The sequence below is a fragment of the Azospirillum brasilense genome (assembly GCF_003349955.1).
Taxonomy (GTDB): Bacteria; Pseudomonadota; Alphaproteobacteria; order Azospirillales; family Azospirillaceae; genus Azospirillum; species Azospirillum brasilense_B.
Map to the genome: position 1 here is coordinate 122,619 of NZ_QLKQ01000003.1, position 21,103 is coordinate 143,721.

Below are 21,103 nucleotides of genomic sequence, written 5' to 3' on the forward strand. Positions count from 1 at the left end.
CTCCGGAGACCGCCCGATGTCCCAGACGCCGTACCGGATACGCCTGCGCGTGGGAATCGCGCTGGTCTTCCTGCTGACGACGGTGCCGCTGATCGCGGTGATGCTCAGCTATCTCTACCACGAGAATTCCCGCACCGCGCTGGAAGTGGCCTCGCAGTCCATCGCGCGCACCACCCAGACGGTCACCAACGACCTGAACGGTCTGGTCAGCCCGGTGGCCCGCGTCGCCGAGGCGATGGCCGGGTTCGGGCGGATCGACCGGAACGGGCTGAGGCGCATCGAATCGCTGCGCTACTTCTCCGACGCCCTGGCCACCCTGCCGCAGCTCGCCTCCCTCTATGTCGGCTTCGCCGGGGACGGCGCCTTCTTCCAGATGGCGCGGCTGGCGCCAGACGGCGGACGCTTCGGCCCCGCCGCGCCGCCACCGGGGAGCGCGCTCGCCCTGCGCATGCAGGACGCCAGCTCCGGCCGGTTCGCCGACTCCTATTTCTATCTGCGCTCCTGGGGGCAGGTCACCGGCGTGGAGCGGACGGAGACGACGGAGGACCCGCGCACCGCCCCCTGGTACGTGGCGGCGCAGAAGGCGGGCGTGGCGGTGATGTCCGACGCCTTCGTCCTGCCGGCGACCCGCCGGCCGGTGGTCACCGTCTCCTACCGGATGGCCACCGACGACGGGGTGCCCATCGGCACCATCGGGGCCGACGTCTCGCTGGACCGGCTGGCGGCCCGGTTGGACGCCCTGCGCATCGGGCCGTCCGGGGCGGTGTTCGTGATCGACGGCAACGGGCGGGTGATCTGCCACAACCGGGCCGACCTGCTGGTCGGCGGCGACAGCGCGACGGCGTCGCTCCACACCACCGCGTCCTTCCCCGACCCGGTGCTGGCCGAGGCGGTGGAGCGCCGCAACGGCGGGGCCGGCGACCGCTTCATCGCCCCGCTGGGGCCGCAGGGCCGCGACTACATCGTCGAGTTCGCGACCCTGGCCGACGGGATCGGCAGCGGCTGGACCGTCGGCGTGGCGGTGGAGGTGGACGAGTTCGTCGGTTCGCTGCGCCGCGCCACCTACCGCATCGTCGTGATCGGCGCCGGGCTGCTGGCGGTGTCGGTCCTGCTGCTGCTCTGGCTGTCGCACCGGCTGACCCGCCCGATGCAGGACATCGTGTCGGAGACCAAGCGCATCCGCCATTTCGACCTGACCGGCCGCTTCGCCGTCCGCACCCGCGTGCAGGAGGTGGCGGAGCTGGCCGGCGCCGTGGAGGCCATGAAGGGCGGGCTGCGCCGCTTCGGCGCCTATGTGCCGAAGGCGCTGGTGCGCGACATCATCGTGACCGGCGACGGCGGCGAGCTGGGCGGCGAGACGCGCCCCCTCAGCATCCTGTTCAGCGACATCGCCGGTTTCACCGCCACCAGCGAGTCCATGCCGCCGCAGCAGGTGCTGGACCGGCTGACCACCTATTTCGAGCGGATGACCGCCTGCATCCACGGCCATGGCGGCACCGTGGACAAGTTCATCGGCGACGCCATCATGGCCTTCTGGAACGCGCCGCGCCCCGACCCCGACCATGCGGAGCACGCCTGCCTTGCCGCGCTCGGCTGCCTGTCGGTCAACCGCGCCATCAACGACGCCTGCCTCGCCGCCGGCATGCCGCCGATGCCGACCCGCTTCGGCCTGCATCTGGGGGAGGTGGTGGTGGGCAATGTCGGCTCTTCCGACCGCATGCAGTACACGGCGCTGGGCTCCCACGTGAACCTCGCCTCGCGCATCGAGGGGCTGAACAAGGTCTACGGCACCAGCATCCTGGTCACCGGCGCGGTGGAGCAGGCGGTGCGCGGGCGCTTCCTGTTCCGTCCCGTCGATTTGGCGGTGCCCTCGGGCCTGTCGGCGCCGATCGAGCTGTTCGAACTGGTCGGCGCGCTCGACCCGCATTCGGCCTTCGCCCGCCCGCCGGAGACCCATGACCTGTGCCGCCAGTGGCACGTCGCCGTCTCGCTCTACCGCGGCCGGCGCTGGTCGGCCGCGCTCGACCTCCTGCGGCCGCTGGCCGACGAGCCGGAGGTGGCGGCGCTCGCCCGGCTCTACATCGCGCGCTGCGAGCGGCTGATCGCCGATCCGCCCGGCGACGGCTGGGACCCCGCCGAGCATTTCAAGACCAAGTAGCCAGAAGAGGACGCGATGAAAAGCAGATGGACGGCGCGGCTGTTGGCCGCCTGCACGGTACTGGCGCTGGCGCTCGCCGCCGCCGGGGTGTCCGCCGAGACGGTCATCAAGCTGGCCCACCCCAACCGCAACGACGCCTTCGACAACACCGCCGGGGCCATGGCGATCGTCTTCAAGAACCATGTGGAGGTGGCGACCGAGAAGCGCGTGCGCGTGGAGATCTTTCCCGAAGGCCAGATGGGCCGCGACGGCGACGCGGTGAAGCTGGTCCGCCAGGGGACCATCCAGTCGGCCATCTCCTCGGTCGGCGGGGTGGCGCCGCTCTACCCGATGCTGGCGGTCATCGACCTGCCCTTCGCCTATTCCTCGGTCGCCAACGCCTACGACGTCTTCGACGGCCCCTTCGGCCACCGGCTGGCCGAGGAGATCCGGCGCAAGGCGGGGCTCGCCGTGCTGGGCTTCGGCGATCCGGGCGGGCTGTTCACCATCACCAACTCCAAGCGCCCGATCCGCCAGCCCGAGGACATGAAGGGGCTGAAGATCCGCACCATGGATCTGGAGACGCACCGCATCATGATCGGCAGCCTTGGCGGCACACCGGTCAACGTCGCCTGGTCGGACCTTTACAACGCGCTGGGCACCGGCGCGGTGGACGGCCAGATGAACCCGGTGCCGATCGTCCGCTTCGCCCGCTTCGACGAGGTGCAGCGCCACCTGACGCTGAGCAACCACCTGTTCCTCCCCTATGTCTGGGTGATGAACGCCAAGTTCCTGGACGACCTCGCCCCCAGCGACCGCGCGGCCGTGATGAACGCCGCCCGGCTGGGCGTCGTCGCCAGCCGCGGCCTCAGCCGCCTGATCGAATCCTCGGACCGCGGCCTGCCGCCGCTGGCGCAGCGCATGGAGGTCCACACGCTGACCCCGCGCGAGGCGGACGCGTTCCGCAAGGTGACCCAGCCCGCGGTGCGGCAGGCCATCGAGCGGCGGTTCGGAGCCGAGGGGGTGGAAATGCTGGCCGCCTTCGAACGGGCGATCCGCGAGGAGCGGACGCCGTAGGCGGCGCAGCCGGGCGGTCAGCTCATTCCATCCGCCGCACCGCTCCCCCGGCCAGCGCGCGCAGCCGGCCGGCGCGGCCGTGGCCCGTCCCCCCGCCCGCCCCGTCTCCGGACGCGCTTCCCGCCGCCGCGATCACCGACAGCCGCCGCGCCAGCGCCCATTCCGGCGCGCAGGCCTCCTCGCACAGCGCCCGCATCTCCGCGATGGACGGGCGCCATTTCTGCGTCCGGCGCCAGGTCCGCGCCGCCGCGTCGACCGCCCAGGCCGGGAACTCCCCGAGATCCTCCGCCCAGTCGAGCGCGACCAGATGCTCCACCTCCGGCGCGGTTCCCTTGGCCGGATAGTGGCTGAGCAGGGCCAGGACGCGGGCCAGCAAATGGTCCGGCGTCGCCGGGGCGAGAATCGAGCCGGTCAACTCGTCGAGCGCCCGCCGCGCCATCAGGGCGTGCTGGGCAGTCACCCCTTCCGGCGGGCTCCAGTCCTCCGTCACCCCGTCGAACCCACGGTCGCCGAAGCGCGGCCGGCGCTCCACGAGCCCCGAGGCGAGGACGGTCCTGAGCGGCGCCGGCAGCGCCGAGGCCAGCGCCAAACCGCGCTCATGGGCAGGGGCGGCGGGATCGAAGGGAAGCGGCGGGCGGGACGGCAGGTGGGTCACGACCGATCGGTTGGGAGCCCCGGGTGGGGCGGATCGTGGCTGTGCGGTCATGGCCTGTCCTTCAACTCCAAACGTTCGGGTGGGCTTGCGGCGTGATGCCGACGCCGTGGCTTGCGTTGAGCTTCGCCGCGGCGGCCATCCAGGCGCCGAGCTTCTGTTCGGGAACCGGTGCGGCGGGCGCCGTCCTTGCGGTGGTGGCGCGGCCGGTCGAGCGGAGCAGCGGCGCCTTGCCGGCGGTTGCGTCTTGCGTCAGCCAGGCTTTCCAGGCGGCTCCGGTGTCACGGTAGCGGTAGCCGTGGGCTTGGCAGCGCAGGCGGAATCCCTCGGCGTGGCGGTCGAGATCGATTCCGGCAAAGCGGCTTTCGGCCCAGGCGCGGTCTTCGGCATCCGGCATCCAACCGTCCGGCACCGTCTGAGCGGTCCCGCGCGAAGCGTGCGAGTCCGGAGTCTGTTCGGATTCCGGCTGTTTCTGTCGCACCGGCGCACATGGGGAGTCGGCGGGAGCGACATCCTTGCCCGGCGGCTGCACAGGGGGTGTTCCGGTCTGATCGCATTCCGCCGTGGCCGCCGTGGCCGCCGCCGGAATCGGTCCGTCGCCGGGAACCAGCCGCAGCCGGTACCGGCAGGACAGGCGCCCGCCCGAGGCGGAACGGCGGGACTCCCTTTCGATCACCCCGGATTCGGCGAGATGGCCGAGGATGCGGTTCACCGTGCTGCGGCTGCGCTTCAGCGCGGTGGCGAGGGTCGCCTGGGACGGCCAGCATTCGCCGCGGGCGTTGGCGTAGGTCGCCAGCGCCGCCAGAACGGCCAGACCGTCGGCGTCGATGGCGGGGTGGCCGAGCCACCAAGCCGGAATCCGGCCCCACCGCCCGGTGTCGGCGGGCGGACCGGATTCCTGTGGACCGGATTCTCGTGGACACTCATCCGGTGGGATGTCCATGGCTGTGTCGTCGCGGGGTGTCATGATGCGGTCTCCGCAAGGCAATCGGGACCGGCTCCGCACGGACGGCGGGCCGGTGGCTTTGCGGATCAGGATTCCCGGCGGCGTCCAGCTCTTCAAACCGCGGGCTGTCGCTCCATAGCCGGGCATGGAGCGGTAACCCGCGCTGTTGAAGCCCTGGCCCGCGCTCCTGGAGCCTTTGCCCGCCACCATGGAGCGACAGCCCGCGCTTCACCGCCGAATCGGAATCCTGGAGCGGGAACCCGCGCCCCTGGAGCGATAGCCCGCGCCCTTGGAGTCGGAGACATGGAGCCACGGGCCGCGGCTGGAGCGCCGGCGCATGGAGCAACAGCCCGCGCTTCGGCGGGGAGCCCCCCACGCATCATGGAGTGATAGCCCGCGGATATGGAGCGATTGCCCGCGCCCTGTCCTCTTCACCCGTCCCCGGTGGTAAGCCGGCGGCGAGCAAGGGATGGAGCTTTTGCTCGCGCTTCGCCGCTCCACCCCCTGGAGTTCCGACTCGCGGGGAGACTCGTAGCCTTGGAGCGATAGCCCGCGCCTTGCTCCGCGCCATGGCCCCTGCCGGCGCAGAGCGATTCGCACCGGGGGACGGAGTCGTGGACAAAGTCGAAAGACGTCAACGCCATGCCGGAGAAGCGCGGGCTATCACTCCATATCCGCGGGCTATCACTCCATAGGCGCGGGCAAAGGCTCCATACCGAAGGAGGTCGCCCGTCACGAAGCGGTTGTCAGGGCGCGCCGGCCGCCGCATGGTCATAGCCGGGCAAGGAGGGATTGGATGAGCAAGATCGCGACACCCGGCGCGCTGCAACTGGTTCTGTTCGAGCTGGAGGACCGCTCCCAGTCGCACCTGATCGCGCTGTACGATCTGGCGCCGCGCTACGTCTTCGCCTCGCGCGACGGCGGACGGTCCGCGGAGACCGCGCCCGCGAAGGGCAATTTCGTCGCGTCGATCAAGCGCGAGTTCACCTATCACGGCAGCACCTTCCACCTGACCATCCAGCCCGCCCGTCTGACCAAGATGGTCAGCCGCGACATGGCCAATCGCGACGACGGGACCGCCCAGGCCGACGGCCAGACCGAGATCGAGTACGAGGTCTTCCCCGCCGAGCGCGAGCAGGTGGTGGAGCATGTGGTGCGCCGCCTCGCCATGGACCGCTCGCGCCTGTCGCTGGGCGGCGAAAACCGCGACAAGGTCCAGATGCGCTTCACCCTCTACGAGATCCAGCGTGAGTTGAAGGCGGTCGGGCACACCTTGTCGATCCGCGACATCCGCGAATCGCTGACCATCCTGGCGCGCTCGCGCATCATCATCGGCAAGCCGGCGGAGGGCGTGAAGAAGGGGCGCGGGGCCAACCTGCTGGAATCCACGGCTTTCCCGGTGCTGGCCATTCGCTCCCGCCCCGATCTGATCGGCGACGAGGGGGGGGACGAGGAAACCCACCTGCAGTTCAACCCGCTGGTCTCCTCGGCCATCCGCAACCTGGAGTTCAAGCCGGTCAGCTACCAATGGCTGATGCGGCTGAAAAGCCCGGTGTCGCGCTGGCTCTACAACCGTCTCAGCGCAGAGTACGACTATTCGGGGGCGGAGGCGCCGGGCGATCTGGGCGCCAAGGCGATGACGCTCTCGGCCGACGAGATCATCAAGAACAGCGGCATGAATGTGTGGAGCCGCCGCCGCGACACGCTGCGCGCGGTGACCTCGGCGGTGGACGCCCTGGTCGAGGAAGGCATTCTGACCAGCGCGGAGAAGCTCTACGACAAGGTGGGCGCCCGCATCGAGGGGATCACCTATGTGATGCTGCCCAGCGCCAAGTTCCTGGCCCAAGTGCGCAAGGCGCAGGCGGTGGAGAGCGCCAACGTGGCGGCCATGCGGGCGATCACCGGCGACGACCGCCGGCCCACCGACTTCGTGCCGGTCACCCCCGCCGCGACGGTGGAGACCCGGGCCCGCCGCGCCAAGCGGCTGACCGAGGAGCCGCCACGCCTGCCGATGGCCGAGGCCGGCTGACGACAGTCCCGCGACCGGGCTCAGTCCCGGTCGGTGGCGTTCTCGGCGGCGGTGTTCAACGAGTCCCGCAAGCGCAGGAGCGCATCACGCAGTCCGGCGAGGTCGGGAAGCGGACAGTTCGCCGCCGCCGCGATGTGTTCCGGCAGCGCCGTCGCCCGTTCCCGCAGCGCGGTGCCCTGCGGCGTCAGGTGGATGCGCACCAAGCGCTCGTCCACCGGGTCGCGCCCACGGGTGACCAGCCCCTGCCCTTCCAGCCTTTTCAGCAACGGGGTCAGCGTGCCGCTGTCGAGCAGCAGCCGTTCTCCCAGCGCCTTCATGGTCTGGCCGTCCTGCTCCCAGAGGAGAAGCATGACCAGATACTGCGGGTAGGTCAGCTCCAGCGCCTCCAGCAGCGGGCGGTAGACCCGCGTCATCGCCAGATTCGCCGAATAGAGGGCGAAGCAGGCCTGGTTGGCCAGAAGAAGCGGGTTGTCGTTCTCGGTGCTCATCGTTCGGGGGTTCCCAATCGGGGACGCGTCGCGGGCCTGTTGCGCGCGACCCCATAGCGCATGGGGGTATGGCACGCAACACGCCCGCGAGCATGAAACCCTGTTATGCGCCCTGTTACGCGATGGCCGTGCTCACCGCGATGTTGCCCTTGGTCGCGTGGCTGTAGGGGCAGACCTTATGGGCGCGGGCCACCAGATCCTCGGCCGCCGCCTTGTCCAGGCCGGGCAGCGACACGGTGAGGTCCACCGCGATGCCGAAGCCCTCGCCATCGTCGCGCGGGCCGATGCCGACCTGGGCGGTCACCGTCACGTCCGCCGGAACGGTGATCTTGTCACGGTTGCCCACGAACTTCATGGCGCCAAGGAAGCAGGCCGAATAGCCGGCGGCGAACAGTTGCTCCGGGTTGGTGGCGCCACCCTTGCCACCCAGCTCCTTCGGGGCGGCCAACGCCACCGACAGCAGGCCGTCGTCGGTCTCCGCCTTGCCGTCACGCCCGCCGGTGGCCGTCGCCTTGGTCGTGTAGAGGATCTTCATGGTTTGCACTCCTTCGAACAGATGGATCGTTTCGATCGGGGAAGCGGGTTGCCGCTTGTTGTCGAGAAGGACTATTGCGTAAAATCGAATTGCGCGCAATGTGATTGGCCATGCGCTATTCGATTGCGCGCAATGCACTGCCGGAATGGCGCCGGGGCACGTGCTTCGCAAGGGAAAGGGGTCAGGGCGCGCGCCGGTAGCTCCAGACAACGCTGCCATTGTGGCCGCACCAGTAGCCGCTGGCGGCGCGGTTGGGCTCCAGGTCGGGGATGACGACCCCGCCGTCCTTTTCGGCGACCAGGATCAGGCCGCCGCCTTCCGCATCGGGCGTGCCGACGATCAGCCGCCCCTGGTCGTCCGGCCGCCCGACACCGGAAAAGTTGCACACCCAGCGTCCCGCCGAGGGTTCGGCGCCGCTGACGCTGACGGCGACGGTCCCGTTGCGCAGGGCCATGGCGGCGATGCCGACGAACCCCTCATGGTCGAAGAGGCCGACGTAGCGTGCGACCGGCGATGGCGGAGCGGCCGGGTCGGTGCGGAAGGACAGGACGGCCATACGCCCATCATACGCGCGGCGCAGGCAGGCCGCGTCGGCGCCGCAGGAGTCGCGGTCGCGCAGCCAGGCCCGCTGGTCGGCCTTCACGGCGGCCCCGGCGGTACCATCCTCCGGGCTGGCGCCCGACAGGCGCTCCAGAGCGGTGCGGTACGTCGCGGCCAACCGCCCATCCAGAGCGGAGAGCGCCGGATCGGCGCAGATCGCCTTTTCCGTCGCGGTGGCGGCCTTGGAACAGGGGAAGCCCGCCGCGGCGGCGGTGGCGGTCGGCAGGGCCAGGAGGCCAAGGGTGAGCAGCGCTGGGCGGAGCATGCGGATTCCCCTTCGACGGTCGGATCCCGACTCTGCCGTGGCGGCGGCGAGCGGTCAACCCGTCCTCCAGGGATCATCCGGTCCGCTGTGTGTCCGCCTCACCTCGCAAGCAGGACACCCGCGCTTCGCAGCGCTGCGGAAGTTCCCGTCGTCATAGCGCTGCGATAAACTCTTTTAGCAGCGCTGCGATGACTTGCTTTCTTGAAAAATCATGCTCCATTTTATTCTGCGTTGTGCGCTGCATCATAGTAATGGAAGCCATGCGTTATCGGCGCGTCGTCTTTCGGGAAGGCGGTGTCAATATATCCAGGCAGGCAGCACCGCCCCTCCGCCGGCATCGCGCAGGCCCCTTTCACGGCCCGCCGCCGACCCCGGCGCCCGAGCGGCACCGCCAGAGACATTTTCCATCGAACCGCGGCCCACGATGCCGCCATGAGGACAGCCATGAACGCCGATAGCTTTGCCAATCCCCTGTCGTCCACGGAACTGCGCAACATCCGCCGTCAGGCGGAAGCCCTGCGGGCCGCCTATCTGCGCAGCCTGTTCCGCCGTCTGGCGGCGGCCTTCAGCCGTCCGGGCGCTCCGGCCAACGGCGGCCTGACCGCCGCCCGCTGAGGCGCACCCGAAATCACAGGCCCCCTGCACGCGGCCGGACGGTCCGGCCGCGACTTTTTCCCGCTCATATGACCAATTTTAGCAAGATTCTTTAAGATTTTGCCGTGTATCATTTTCTAATGATACCCGAAATGGTGGTCTGGGGCGGGCGCAAAAATGCAGGTTGTAATCGTCGATGACGATCCCTCCACGCTGTTCATCACCAGCGCGGTCATCCGGCGGATCGACGACGCGGAGCCCATCGGCATGGGCAGTCCGCTGGAGGCTCTGGACTGGTTGGCCGTCAACACGCCCGACCTGATCCTGATCGACCATGTCATGCCGGATCTCGACGGCATGGACGTGCTGGAGCGCATCCGCGCCCAGCGGCATCTCGCCGACGTTCCGGTGGTGATGATCACCGCCGACACGTCGGTGAAGCTGCGGGTGGCCGCCCTCGAAAGCGGCTGCACCGATTTCCTGACCAAACCCATCATCGTGCCGGAACTGCTCGCCCGTGCGCAGAACCTGCTGCGCCTGCGGCTGGGCCAGCGGATGATGCGCGATCAGGCCGCAGTCCTGCGCAGCCGGGTGGAGGAGGCGACCGCCCAGCTCCGCCAGCAGGCGCAGGAGCTGGTGGCCCGCCTCGCCCGCGCCGCGGAGTACCGCGACCCGGAAACCGGCCTGCACATCGAGCGGATGGCGAGCTACTCGCGCGTCATCGCCGAAAGCCTCGGGATGGACCCGGACGACTGCGCCCGGCTGGCCGAGGCCGCGCCGATGCACGACATCGGCAAGATCGGCATTCCCGACGCCATCCTGCTGAAGCCCGGCCGCCTGACCGACAGCGAGATGCGGGTGATGCGCGAGCATCCGGCGATCGGCCACGCCGTGCTGCAGGGAAGCGAACACCCCCTCATCTGCGAGGCCGCGGAGATCGCGCTCGGCCATCACGAGAAGTACGACGGCACCGGCTATCCCAAGGGCCTGCGGGGGGAGGAGATCCCGCTGGCCTGCCGAATCGTCGCCATCGCCGACGTCTTCGACGCGCTGACCACCGCCCGCCCCTACAAGAAGCCCTGGTCGCTCGACACCGCCAAGGCCTACATCGTCGAGCACAGCGGCAGCCATTTCGACCCGGTCTGCGTCGATGCCTTCCTGCGCGCCTGGACGTCGATCCTTGCCATTCACGACGCCAATCCCGACCCGGATTTCACCGGGACGGACGGCGCCGCGTTCCGCTAGACGGGAGGACGCGATGCCGGACACTCCCGCCTCCCTATCCCTGCCCGAGCACGGCCACCGGGCCTACGCGTTGCGGTCCAGGGCGCTGGTCGCGGGGGTGTGGATGGCCACGCTTCTGCTGACCGCGGCGGCCTGGACCGCGGCCCTCTACCTGACGGAGCGCGATCGGCGCGACGCGCTCCAGCGGGCCGAGCGCGACACCGGCAATCTGGCGCACATCATCGCGGAACAGACCACGCGGGCCATCGCCGGGACCGACCGCATCCTGTCCTTCATCGGCTACGACCTGTACCGGCTGGGCAGCCAGAGCCCGCTGCTGCGCGACGTGATGCGCAACGCGACGCTGGATTCGGACCTTCTGCTCCAACTCGCCTACGCGGACGGCAAGGGCGACCTGATCCAGACCAGCGTGGACAACGCCCCGGCCCGTGTCAATCTGGCCGACCGCGAGCATTTCCGCGTGCACAAGGAGGGCACGGTCGACGGGCTGTTCATCAGCCGGCCGGTCTTCGGGCGGGCGTCGGGCAAATGGTCGATCCAGCTCAGCCGCAAGGTCACCGCCCCGGACGGCGGGTTCGGCGGGATGATCGTCGCCTCGCTCGACCCCTTCTACTTCGGGCGGACCTTCGACAATCTGGATGTGGGCCGTGAGGGCGTCATCACCATCCTGGGACTGGACGGCATCCTGCGGGCGCGCAGCGTCATGGATGACCGGATCATCGGGCTGGACGTCAGCCGCAGCATCGTCTTCACGGAGGCGAAGGAACGTACGGAAGGCTTTGTGCGCTCCGTCAGCTCGATCGACGGCGTGGCCCGTCTGACCAGCTTCCGACGCCTGACCAGCTATCCGCTGATCGTCACGGCCGGCCTGGGCGAGGCGGAGTTCATGGCCGAAACCTGGGCGCGGCAGCGGGCCTACACCGTGGGGGCGGGCCTGACCACCGCCCTGCTGTTCGTCCTGGCCGCGCTGGTGACGCTGCAGAGCCGCGCCCAGGAGCGCTCCCACGCCACGCTGGACGAGGCCGCCCGGCACCTGCGCGCCAGCAAGACGAAGCTGCGCGACATCGCGGAGACGGCGTCCGACTGGTTCTGGGAGATGGACGCCGATCTCTGCTTCGCCGGCGTGTCCGGAGCCTATGCCGGGTCGATCCGCGATCCGGAGCTGTATCGCGGCCGGCGCTGCGAGGACATCGCCCAGCGCGAAGCCGGCGACGGCGCTCATTGGGAGGACCACCGCCGCACCCTGGAGGACCGGCAGCCCTTCCGCGATTTCGAATTCGCGGTTCGCGGACCGGACGGCGACATCCGTATCTGGTCGCTCAGCGGCAAGCCGGTCTTCGACGACCAGGGCGCCTTCGCCGGCTACCGGGGCTCCGGCTCCGACGTGACGGAGCGCCGCCGGGCGGAACGGTCGCTGACCGACAGTGAGGGGCGCTACCGCGCCATGTTCGCCGCGGTCGGCCAGCCCATCGTCGTCACCGACCAGAACGCCGTGATCACCGGCTTCAACCCGGCGGCGGAGGCCCTCTTCGGTTTCCGCGAGGCGGAGATGATCGGGCGCAACGTCAGCGCCCTGATGCCGGACGCGCATGCCGCCAGCCACGACCGCCTGTTCCGCGATTACCAGTCCAGCGGCCGCGGCAGCCCGAGCGGCATGATCCGCGAGGTGCCGGTGCAGCGCGCCGACGGCCGGCTGGTTCCCACCGAGATCGCCCTGTCGAGCTGGCGGGCCGGCGGGCGGGAGCATTTCATCGGCGTCTTCCACGACCTGTCCAAGGCCAAGCAGATCGAGGCCGACCTGCGCCGCGCCCGTGACAGCGCCGAGCACGCCAACCGGATGAAGAGCGAGTTCCTGGCCACCATCAGCCACGAGATCCGCACGCCCATGAACGGCGTGCTGGGCACGCTGACCCTGCTGGACGGCGAAGGGCTGGACGCGGAGGAGCGGCGGCTGGCCGGCGTCGCCCGCCGCTCGGCGGAAAGCCTGCTGCGGCTGCTCGACGACATCCTCGACTTCTCCAAGCTGGAAGCCGGCCGCATCGCCATCGAGGAGGAGACCTGCGCGCCCGCCGACCTCGCGGAGGCGGTGATGGCGGTGTTCCAGCCCTCGGCGGCGGACAAAGGGCTGTCCCTGTCCTGCCGCATGCTGCCCACCGTGCCGGAGGCGGTGGTCACCGACCCGGCCCGCTTGCGGCAGATCCTGTTCAATCTCGTCGGCAACGCGGTGAAGTTCACCAGCACCGGCCATGTGGCGGTGCGCGCGCGGCGTGGCGCCGATCTGCCGGACGGGCGTTTCCTGCTGGAGTTCGAGGTGGAGGACAGCGGCATCGGCATCGCCGCGGAGTCCGTCCCGTCGCTGTTCGACCGATTCACGCAGGCCGACAGCTCCATCACCCGCCGTTACGGCGGTACCGGTCTGGGGCTGGCGATCTGCAAGGAGCTGTGCGGGCTGCTCGGCGGGACGATTTCCGTCACCAGCGCGCCGGGCAAGGGAAGCCTTTTCCAATTCTCGGTCGCCTGCGCTCCGGGCGATCCGGCGGCGCTGCGCCACGCCGCGGAGTCGCCGCCGGCCGCCCCCCTGCCCCCCTTGCGGGTACTGGCGGTGGACGACAACGCGGTGAATCGGGACATCGTGCGCGGCCTGCTGGTGCGCGGCGGGCACAGCGTGGTCACCGCCGTGGATGGCGACGAGGCGGTGCGCAGCGTGGAGCGGGCGGAGGAGCCCTTCGACGTGGTCCTGATGGACATCCAGATGCCGGGAATGGACGGGCTGACCGCAACCCGCCTGATCCGCGCCTTGCCGGCGCCGCGCAACGGCGTTCCGGTGATCGCGCTGACCGCTCATGCGTCGGGCAGTTCGCTTCCGGAATGCATGGCGGCGGGCATGAACGGGTTCGTGCCGAAGCCTTTGCGTCCGGCGGCGCTCGACGCGGCGATCCGCGCGGTGGTCGGCGGCCCCGCGCCCAAGGCGGTTGCCGAGGCGGTTCCGGAAGCCGCCCCGATCGCGGAGCTGCTGGACCGCGAGCAGGTGGACAGCGTTGCCGAGGCGCTTGGACCGGAGAGCTGGTCCGAGGCCGTGCAAGGCTTCTCGCGCACCGCGCGGGAGCAGGTGACGCGGATCAGCGCCGCCTTGGCCAGCGGCGAGGAGCACTGCCGCGCCGCCCACACGCTCAAGGGGTTGTCCTGGAACGTTGGGGCGAAGCGACTGGGCGACCTCGCGCTGGCGCTGGAGAAGGCCCCGCCGGACGAGGCCCTGGCCCTGGCGGGATGCCTGGAGGGCGTGCTGAAGGACAGCGTCGAGGCCCTCTCCGAGCCCGTGTAGGGTTAGGAGGCCGGCATCTCGCCGGTCACCCAATAGTCCACGCGCTGCTTGTTGTTGGCGATGTAGGTGTCGATCGCCTTCTCATAGGAGGTGGCGTCGGCCTCCAGCATGATCGTCTCCAGATCCTCCAGCGGCAGATACATCCGGGTCAGGAACTCGGCGACCTTGGGGTGTTCCTGGTAGAAGTTCTTGCGGGCCATGACGTGGACGCGCTCCAGCCCGCCCAGCGAGCCCTTCGGGTCCTCCAGGTAGCGCAGCTTCCACTTGGCGAACATCCAGTGCGGGCTCCAGGCGGTGACGGCGATCCAGTCCTGGCGGCGGTCGGCGCGGCCGAGCGCGGCGGTCATCGCCGCACCGCTGGCCGACACCAGCTCGTAGCCGTCGAGGCCGTAGTCCTTCAGCGCCTTCTCCGACGCCTGCATCAGGCCCGAACCGGGGTCGATGCCCTGGATCTTGCCCTTGAGCTTCTCGCGGATCTCCGGCTTGGCGAGGTCGGCGATGGTCTTCACCTGATCCTCCGGCACATAGTCCGGCACGGCCCAGCCCAGGCGGGCGCGGGTGTAAAGCATGCCCAACGGCACGATGTCCTTGCCCACCTTGTCCAGGTAGGAGGCGTGGGTGGTCGGCAGCCAGGACATCATCATGAAGTCGAGGTCGCCCTTGGCGAGCCCCTGATACTGCAGGCCGATATCGGCAAGCACCAGCTCGACCGGCTGATCCAGCCGTTCCTGGATGAGGCGCTGCGCGAGCTTGGTCACCGCCTCGGCGTCGGACCAAGCGGTCCAGCCGATGCGGACCGGCTTCTTGTCCTCAGCGGCCAGGCTGGCGGAGGACAGGGCGGTGCTGCCGATCACGGCGGCGACGCCAAGGGCCATCATCTTCAGAAACGTGCGTCTCATGCAAACAATCCTTTGTTTTGTATGGTTTTGGGGATGGCGGTTCATCCCGCTCCGGTGACTCCGTGCGTGGGAGACGTGTGCGTGTTGTCCTTGGGCTGATCCGCGCGGCGGCGGGTCAGCAGGGAGCGCAAGGCGGACCGGGGGGAGCGTCCTCCCGCGTCCGGGCTTCCGAAACTCTGGGTGATGCGGTCGAGCAGGATCGCGAGGATCACCACGGCCAGCCCGCCCTCGACGCCGAGGCCGATGTCCAGCCGCTGGATGCCGCGCAGCACCTCGTTGCCGACGCCACCCGCCCCGATCATCGAGGCGATGACGACCATCGACAGCGACAGCATGATGGTTTGGTTGATGCCCGCCATGATCGACGGCAGCGCGGTCGGCATCTGCACTTTGAAGAGGAGTTGGCGCGGCGTGCAGCCGAAGGCGAGGCCGGCCTCGACCAGCTCGTGCGGGACCTGCCGGATGCCCAGGCTGGTCAGGCGGACGACCGGCGGCATGGCGAAGATGATCGTCGCGATGATCCCCGGCACCCGGCCCAGCCCGAACAGCATGGCCGCCGGGATGAGGTAGACGAAGGCCGGCATGGTCTGCATCAGGTCGAGCGCCGGGCGCACCACCGTTTCCACCCGGTCGTTGCGCGCGGCGACGATGCCCAGCGGAACGCCGATGGTCAGGGCGATGGCGGTCGCCGTCAGCACGAGCGCCAGCGTGTCCACCGTCTGATGCCACATGCCCAGCCCGGCGACGACGAACAGCGCGGCCGCGGCGAACAGCGCGAAGCGCCAGCCGTTCCGCCACAGCCCGATCAGCACCACGATGGCGGCCAGCGCCACGCCGGGCAGCGAGGTCAGGGCGGCCTGGACGCCGTTGGCGACCGCGCCGACCACGAGGTCGATGCCGTCGAACAGCCATTGCGCGTGGTCCAGCAGGAACATCACCGCGGCGTCGGCCCAATCGCCGATGGGAAGCTTGAACTCCATGGTCAGCGCGTCCGTCCAAGGGTTTCCAGATAGGCGGTCTTGGAGATCGCCCCGACATAGGCGCCCTGCCCGTCCACCACCGGCAGCGGGCACGGGGCCGACGCGATGCGCGGCAGCACCTCGTCCATCGGCAGGTCGACGGGAAGCGGCTCGATGCCCGGAAGCAGCGCCTCGTCCAGCGTGGCGGAGCCGTTGTGCCGCTCGATGGCGGAGACCAGCGTTTCCACCGACACCACGCCGTGGAAGCGGCGGCGCCCGTCCTGGACGTAACCGAACTCGCGGTCGCGCTCGCGCAGCTGGCGGACGGCGGCGCGCGGGCCTTCGCCGGTGTGGCGGATCAACGTCACCTGATCGCGCCGGGCGATGTCGCCCGCCGTCAGGATCTTGGTGACGTCGATGTTGCGGAAGAAGGAGCGGACGTAATCGTTGGCCGGCTGCTTCAGGATCTCGTCCGGGCGCCCGACCTGGATGATCTGGCCGCCTTCCATGATGGCCAGCCGGTCGCCGATGCGGATCGCCTCGTCCAGGTCGTGGCTGATGAAGACGATGGTGCGCTGCCGTTCGGCCTGAAGGCGCAGCAGCTCGTCCTGCATCTCCGTGCGGATCAACGGATCGAGGGCCGAGAAGGCTTCGTCCATCAGCAGGACGGACGGTTCGTTGGCGAGCGCGCGGGCCAGCCCGACACGCTGCTGCATGCCGCCCGACAGCTCCCGCGGGAAGCTCTCCGCGTAGGGACCGAGGCCGACCGCGTCCAGCGCCTGCTGCGCCTTGTCGCGCCGCGCCGTCAGGCTTTCCCCGGCGATCTCCAGCCCGAAGGCGGCGTTCTCCCACACCCGCAGGTGCGGCAGCAGGGCGAAGGACTGGAACACCATGCCCAGGTCGCGCCGCCGCAACTCGGTCAGCTCGGCGCGCGACAGCTTGGTGATGTCCCGCCCGTCGATCCGGATCTCGCCCGCGGTCGGGTCGATCAGCCGGTTGAGCATGCGGACCAGTGTGGATTTTCCGGAGCCCGACAGGCCCATGATGACGAAGATTTCACCGGCCTCGACCTCGAAACTGGCGTCGAGGACGCCGACGGTCTGGCCGGTGCGTTTGAAGATTTCTTCCTTGGAAAGACCCGCCTTCAGCAGGTCGAGTGCCTGACGTGGGTGGCGCCCGAAAATCCGGGTGACGCCGTTTACGGCAATTTTCGCGGTCATCCGCTGATGCCTCCGCTCTTGGCAAAATGCGTGTGGTTCCGGAGCCCGAACGGGACCGGACCGTCTTGCAGCCTTCATTGGAAGCAGGGGAAAGCAGGGGCGTGCCGGGGTGGAGAGGCACGCAAGGCAAGGACTTTCGTCCGCACGCCAGCAATTTCGACAGCCGCGTCGCGACCGCCTCCCGCCAACCACAGGGAAAGTAAAGCTACATGAGAAAACGCAAAAACAGCGAAGACTCATGAAATTGAAGGCTATATGAACAAGAAAACAGATTTATCTATGCATGCATACCGATGTCACCTCTGAAACAGACTGGGGTTGTAGGGAAATGCGCACACGAATTGGCGCTCCTGAAGCGCGTTCAAGAGGACAATTCCTGGCCGCCACTGACAACAGGCTAACAAAGTTTATGAGAGATTTGAAGCCTTTTTATGTCTCGGTTGGATATGGCGCCGGATCAATGTCGTTCAAGCGCGAATTTAAAGGCTTATTGTCCTAATGACGTGCCGCGGTTCCTTCTTTTTTCGCCGCTCTGGGATGCGCCCTGCGGCGACCGGCGTGTTGTGGCGGCGGACCGGTTGCGGCACCATGTCCTTGCATGTCTTCCGTTTCCGGTCAGCAAGGGGCCTTGATGAGCAACCCGTTCTTCGAAACCTGGACCACGCCCTTCGGCCTGCCGCCCTTCGACCGCATCCAGGCCGAGCATTTTCCGCCCGCCTTCGACCATGGCATGGCGGAGAGCATCGCGGAGATCGCGGCGATCACCGGAAACCCCGACGCTCCGACCTTCGCCAACACCATCGAAGCGATGGAGCGCGGCGGGCGCTTTCTGAACCGGGTCAGCGGCGTGTTCTGGAACCTGAACTCCAGCAACACCACCGACGCGCTGGAGACCATCGCCCGCGACTACGCGCCGAAATTCGCCCAGCATTCCATGCGCATCGCGCTGGACCCGGCGCTGTTCGCCCGCGTCGCCGACCTCTACGAGCGGCGCGACACGCTGGACCTCGCCCCCGACCAGCTGCGCCTGCTGGAGCGCCAGCATCTGGGATTCGTGCGCAGCGGCGCGCTGCTGCCGCCGGACGCCAAGGCGCGGATGACCGCGATCACCGAGCGCTTGGCGACCCTGCACACGCTGTTCGGCCAGAACGTGCTGCACGACGAGAAGGACTGGCAGCTCGTCCTGGAGGAGAGCGACCTCGCCGGCCTGCCCGACTTCGCGCGCAACGCCGCCGCCCAGGCCGCCAAGGAGCGTGGGCAGGAGGGCAAGTACGTCATCACGCTGGCCCGCTCCTCGGTGGAGCCGTTCCTGACCTTCTCGGCCCGCCGCGACCTGCGGCAGGTGGCCTACGAGGCCTGGATCCGCCGCGGCGAGCATGAGGGCGAACACGACAACCGCCCGCTGATCCGGGAGATCGTCGCGCTGCGCACCGAGCAGGCCAAGCTGATGGGCTACGCCAGCTACGCCGACTTCAAGCTGGACGACAGCATGGCGAAGGACACCTCCGCCGTCGAACGGCTGCTGCTTCAAGTCTGGGGTCCGGCCAAGGAGAAGGCCGCCGCCGAGCGCGCGGAGCTTCAGGACTGCGCCCGCGCGGAGGGCATGAACGAGCCGATCGCCCCCTGGGACTGGCGCTATTACGCGGAGAAGGTGCGGCAGGCCAAGTACGACATCGACGAAGCGGAGGTGAAGCCCTACTTCGTGCTGGAGAACATGGTGCGCGCGGCCTTCGACACCGCCGGCCGTTTGTTCGGGCTGACTTTCACCGAGCGGCCCGACCTGCCGGTCTACCACCCGGACGTCCGCGTCTACGAGGTGACGGAAAAGGACGGGCGGCATGTCGGCATCTTCCTGCACGACAATTTCGCCCGGTCGTCCAAGCGCTCCGGCGCCTGGATGAGCAGCTACCGCGACCAGGAGAATTTCGACGGGGCGGTGTCGCCGATCATCGTCAACAACAACAACTTCTCGAAGGGCGAGCCGACTCTGCTCAGCTTCGACGACGCCGAGACGCTGTTCCACGAGTTCGGCCATTTCCTGCACGGCTGCCTCAGCAACGTCCGCTACCCGAGCCAGTCCGGCACGTCGGTCCGCCGCGACTTCGTGGAGCTGCCCTCGCAAATCTACGAGCACTGGCTGGCGGTTCCGGAAACGCTGTCGACCTACGCCCGCCATCACCAGACCGGGGAACCGATCCCGCAGGACCTGCTGCGCCGCCTGCTCGCCGCCCGCAACTTCAACCAGGGCTTCGGCACGGTGGAATACACCGCGGCGGCTCTGCTCGATCTGGAGTTCCACACCCGCAGCGACGCCGCCGACACGGATGTCGCCGCCTTCGAGCGGTCGGTGCTGGACAAGATCGGCATGCCGGCGGAGATCGCCGTGCGCCACCGCCCGACCCATTTCCAGCATCTGTTCGCCGGCAGCGGCTACGCTGCGGGCTATTACGCCTACCTGTGGGCCGAGGTGCTGGACGCCGACGGGTTCGAGGCGTTCCTGGAGATGGGCAACCCCTTCGATCCCGACCTTGCGGCGAAGCTGAAGACGATCTATTCGTCGGGCGACACCCGCGACCCGATGGAGCTGTACACCGCCTTCCGCGGACGCGAGCCGCGCATCGAGGCGCTTCTCAAGCACCGGGGCCTGACCCAGTCGCTCGGGGACGCCTGACGCACCGCCCATCGGCGCCGCAGACACGTATACGAAGGACAAGGGATGGGGGATGGGCCGGACGCCCTCCCCCGTCCCGTGAGGATTCTTATGGCTGTTTCTCTTCTCGACCCCGCCCGCTACCGCCGCATGCCCTGGAAGAACGGCGGCGGCACGACCACCGAAATCGCCCTCCAGGAGCTGCCCGGCGCCGCCGGCCGCTTCCTGTGGCGGGTCAGCATCGCCGACGTGGCGGAGGCCGGCCCCTTCTCCGCCTTCACCGGCTACGAACGGCTGATCGCCGTGGTCGAGGGGACCGGCATGCGGCTGACCGTGGACGGCGTCCCGGCGACCGTCACCAACCGCGCCGCCCCATTCCGCTTCTCCGGCGACGCCGCGGTGGATTGCGCCCTGCTGGACGGGCCGATCCGTGACTTCAACCTGATCTTCGACCGCGAGCGGGCCGACGCCCGGCTCGACATCCTGCCGGCCGACACGGCGGCGGACATCCCGGCCGGTGGCATGGCGCTGGTTCACGCGCTGGACGGCGAGGTGATCCTGCGCACCGGCGACAGCGTGGCGCGGGTGTCGCCGGGCTGGACCGCCCGTCTGGACGACACGGCCGCCACGCTGGAAACCGGGCCGGGGGCCTGCGCCGTCCTCGCCCGCGTCGCGGCGCGCGGGTAGAGGAGCCGGCGTGAGGGCTTACGGCGCCTTCCGGCAGGTCATCTCCGGAGCGCCGTAGCCCCAGGTCACCCGCGCTTCGCCCTGATGCTCCCAAAAGCTCTCGTTGCGGCCCTGATAGCGGGCGCCGGACGCCGCCGGCTGTCCGACCATCAGCGACACGGCGTCGCCGCGTTCGGCGATCATCGTCGGCGGGTCGGTCTCGAAGAAGGTGGTGGTCAGCTCGTTGGCCGCCTGCCCGTCGCAGGCGAAGCGGACCGGGCCGATCGAGGGCACCAGCCGGTACCTGGCCTGAAGCTCGGCGATGCGCAGGCGGTACTGTTCCTCCACGCAGGCGCGGCGGTCGTCGGCCTTCCAGCAGTCGTTGCGGCCCTTGATCCAGCCGTGCTGCTCCGCCTTCAGCACCGGAGGGTGTTCGTTCGCCGCCTTGCCCGTGGCTTGGCCATAGACCTCGGCCAGCTTGCGGTCGAGCGCCGACAGGTCGGCGTCGGTGCAGACCATCCGTTCGATGCTGCCCGCCTCGACCGTGGCGCAGGAGAAGGAGGGCCCCGCGGTTTCTGCGGCGAGGGCGGTGCCTCCCCATGCGAGCGTCGTCACAAGGGCGATGCGCAGGGCGTTGCGATGCGCAGGCATGGAGCTTCTCCCGTCCGTTTCTCTGAGCTCGGTCAGAATGCCGCGTTCCACGCTACGGGGAAAGGTGTCCCCTCTCCCCTCCGGGGAGAGGGTTAGGGTGAGGGGGTTGCGCGTGGCGTGGCGTCCGGCAAAAGCGCATCCCCCTCACCCTCCCCACGCCTGCGGCGC

The 21,103-nt window shown here is 69.1% G+C and carries 17 protein-coding genes; 8 read left to right on the top strand and 9 right to left on the bottom strand.

Annotated features, from left to right (window positions below):
* Nucleotides 1–16: 16 nt before the first annotated feature.
* Complete coding sequence (locus DXK32_RS02495; protein ID WP_114857069.1) at nucleotides 17–2,158, top strand: adenylate/guanylate cyclase domain-containing protein; 2,142 nt, start codon at nucleotides 17–19, stop codon at nucleotides 2,156–2,158.
* Nucleotides 2,159–2,173: 15 nt separating this feature from the next.
* The gene (locus tag DXK32_RS02500) at nucleotides 2,174–3,214 is read left to right on the top strand and encodes a DctP family TRAP transporter solute-binding subunit (RefSeq protein WP_114857070.1); all 1,041 of its coding nucleotides are present in this window, start codon (nucleotides 2,174–2,176) and stop codon (nucleotides 3,212–3,214) included.
* 22 nt (nucleotides 3,215–3,236) lie between these two features.
* On the opposite strand, the gene DXK32_RS02505 is transcribed toward DXK32_RS02500, so the two are convergent.
* Together DXK32_RS02505 and DXK32_RS02510 are read right to left on the bottom strand one after the other, a co-directional pair.
* Nucleotides 3,237–3,869 carry a hypothetical protein gene (locus DXK32_RS02505; protein ID WP_348981585.1) on the bottom strand — a complete coding sequence of 211 codons (633 nt, stop codon included), beginning with the start codon at nucleotides 3,867–3,869 and terminating at the stop codon, nucleotides 3,237–3,239.
* A 61-nt stretch (nucleotides 3,870–3,930) separates the two neighbouring features.
* Nucleotides 3,931–4,833, bottom strand: a complete 903-nt coding sequence (locus tag DXK32_RS02510; RefSeq protein WP_247876936.1) for a helix-turn-helix domain-containing protein — start codon at nucleotides 4,831–4,833, stop codon at nucleotides 3,931–3,933.
* A 775-nt stretch (nucleotides 4,834–5,608) separates the two neighbouring features.
* Here DXK32_RS02510 and DXK32_RS02515 point away from each other — a divergent pair.
* On the top strand, nucleotides 5,609–6,841 hold the full coding sequence (locus DXK32_RS02515) for a plasmid replication protein (RefSeq protein ID WP_114857072.1): 1,233 nt from the start codon (nucleotides 5,609–5,611) through the stop codon (nucleotides 6,839–6,841).
* Between the two features lie 20 nt (nucleotides 6,842–6,861).
* Here DXK32_RS02515 and DXK32_RS02520 read toward each other — a convergent pair whose 3' ends face one another.
* The 3 genes from DXK32_RS02520 to DXK32_RS02530 all read right to left on the bottom strand — a co-directional run bounded on the left by DXK32_RS02520 (nucleotide 6,862) and on the right by DXK32_RS02530 (nucleotide 8,729).
* A complete protein-coding gene (locus DXK32_RS02520; RefSeq protein ID WP_114857073.1) occupies nucleotides 6,862–7,329 on the bottom strand; it encodes a MarR family winged helix-turn-helix transcriptional regulator in 468 nt (155 codons plus the stop codon).
* A 115-nt stretch (nucleotides 7,330–7,444) separates the two neighbouring features.
* A complete protein-coding gene (locus DXK32_RS02525; protein WP_014241956.1) occupies nucleotides 7,445–7,864 on the bottom strand; it encodes an organic hydroperoxide resistance protein in 420 nt (139 codons plus the stop codon).
* Between the two features lie 181 nt (nucleotides 7,865–8,045).
* Nucleotides 8,046–8,729 (bottom strand): lysozyme inhibitor LprI family protein, encoded by a 684-nt coding sequence (locus DXK32_RS02530; RefSeq protein ID WP_114857074.1) that lies wholly within the window; start codon nucleotides 8,727–8,729, stop codon nucleotides 8,046–8,048.
* Between the two features lie 444 nt (nucleotides 8,730–9,173).
* Here DXK32_RS02530 and DXK32_RS32540 point away from each other — a divergent pair, with 444 nt between their 5' ends.
* The 3 genes from DXK32_RS32540 (at nucleotide 9,174) to DXK32_RS02540 (ending at nucleotide 13,890) form a co-directional block, all read left to right on the top strand.
* Complete coding sequence (locus DXK32_RS32540) at nucleotides 9,174–9,344, top strand: RSP_7527 family protein (RefSeq protein WP_205215623.1); 171 nt, start codon at nucleotides 9,174–9,176, stop codon at nucleotides 9,342–9,344.
* 156 nt (nucleotides 9,345–9,500) lie between these two features.
* Complete coding sequence (locus DXK32_RS02535) at nucleotides 9,501–10,568, top strand: HD domain-containing phosphohydrolase (protein ID WP_114857075.1); 1,068 nt, start codon at nucleotides 9,501–9,503, stop codon at nucleotides 10,566–10,568.
* A gap of 13 nt (nucleotides 10,569–10,581) precedes the next feature.
* Complete coding sequence (locus DXK32_RS02540) at nucleotides 10,582–13,890, top strand: PAS domain S-box protein (RefSeq protein WP_114857076.1); 3,309 nt, start codon at nucleotides 10,582–10,584, stop codon at nucleotides 13,888–13,890.
* Nucleotides 13,891–13,892: 2 nt separating this feature from the next.
* Here the strand turns inward: DXK32_RS02540 and DXK32_RS02545 are convergent, their stop codons facing one another.
* From DXK32_RS02545 to proV, 3 genes are read right to left on the bottom strand one after another with little or no spacing between them, the layout of a single operon-like run.
* Nucleotides 13,893–14,789, bottom strand: coding sequence for a glycine betaine ABC transporter substrate-binding protein (locus DXK32_RS02545; RefSeq protein WP_247876937.1), 897 nt, complete (start codon nucleotides 14,787–14,789; stop codon nucleotides 13,893–13,895).
* A gap of 41 nt (nucleotides 14,790–14,830) precedes the next feature.
* Nucleotides 14,831–15,769, bottom strand: coding sequence for an ABC transporter permease (locus DXK32_RS02550; RefSeq protein ID WP_114857077.1), 939 nt, complete (start codon nucleotides 15,767–15,769; stop codon nucleotides 14,831–14,833).
* 2 nt (nucleotides 15,770–15,771) lie between these two features.
* Complete coding sequence (gene proV / locus DXK32_RS02555) at nucleotides 15,772–16,968, bottom strand: glycine betaine/L-proline ABC transporter ATP-binding protein ProV (protein ID WP_114857078.1); 1,197 nt, start codon at nucleotides 16,966–16,968, stop codon at nucleotides 15,772–15,774.
* Between the two features lie 631 nt (nucleotides 16,969–17,599).
* Here proV and DXK32_RS02560 point away from each other — a divergent pair.
* Together DXK32_RS02560 and DXK32_RS02565 are read left to right on the top strand one after the other, a co-directional pair.
* Nucleotides 17,600–19,639, top strand: coding sequence for a M3 family metallopeptidase (locus DXK32_RS02560; RefSeq protein ID WP_114857079.1), 2,040 nt, complete (start codon nucleotides 17,600–17,602; stop codon nucleotides 19,637–19,639).
* Nucleotides 19,640–19,729: 90 nt separating this feature from the next.
* Entirely contained in the window at nucleotides 19,730–20,305 is a 576-nt protein-coding gene (locus tag DXK32_RS02565) for a HutD/Ves family protein (protein ID WP_205215624.1), read from the top strand.
* An 18-nt stretch (nucleotides 20,306–20,323) separates the two neighbouring features.
* Here the strand turns inward: DXK32_RS02565 and DXK32_RS02570 are convergent, their stop codons facing one another.
* Nucleotides 20,324–20,935 (bottom strand): MliC family protein, encoded by a 612-nt coding sequence (locus DXK32_RS02570; RefSeq protein WP_114857080.1) that lies wholly within the window; start codon nucleotides 20,933–20,935, stop codon nucleotides 20,324–20,326.
* Nucleotides 20,936–21,103 lie beyond the last annotated feature (168 nt).